The following is a 433-nucleotide window of genomic DNA, read 5'->3' as shown; positions in this document are numbered from 1 at the left end:
GACGCGGCGCACGGTCCCGGTCACGGTCGTCACGGCGGAAACCGCCGCCACCGCTGGTGGGCCGGCTGTCGTCGCGGCGGTTTCCGCCACGGTCGTTGTCCCGGCCCTGGCCGCCCGACCGGTCGTCACGACCGCCGCTGAAGCCGCCCCGGTCACCGCCGTCCCGGCGACGCGGCTCGCGCTCCGAACGATCGTCGGGAGAGTTGGTGGACATCGGTGGTGCTCCTGTCATCGGGTACTACATACATTCTTGCGCAGCCGGACACCCGACGCGCTTCGGAAAAACAAAAAGGACCCTTGGTCCCAGCGTTGAACGCTGGGACCAAGGGTCCTTCAAAGATTGTTCGGCGGCGTCCTACTCTCCCACAGGGTCCCCCCTGCAGTACCATCGGCGCTGAAAGGCTTAGCTTCCGGGTTCGGAATGTAACCGGGC

General features: G+C 67.0%; 1 protein-coding gene and 1 rRNA gene. Both read right to left on the bottom strand.

Annotation, left to right across the window (positions count from 1 at the left end):
• Positions 1-214, bottom strand: a 214-nt coding sequence (locus tag ABZ454_RS28375) for a hypothetical protein (RefSeq protein WP_359542121.1), incomplete at its 3' end; no start/stop codon positions are given.
• Between the two features lie 128 nt (positions 215-342).
• A 5S ribosomal RNA gene (gene rrf / locus ABZ454_RS28370) occupies positions 343-433 on the bottom strand; the annotation flags it as partial.

The sequence above is a fragment of the Streptomyces sp. NPDC005803 genome, assembly GCF_040630435.1.
Classification (GTDB): domain Bacteria; phylum Actinomycetota; class Actinomycetes; order Streptomycetales; family Streptomycetaceae; genus Streptomyces.
The sequence above is the reverse complement of the archived record's forward strand: the minus strand, read 5'-3'. Positions and strand labels throughout refer to the sequence as shown.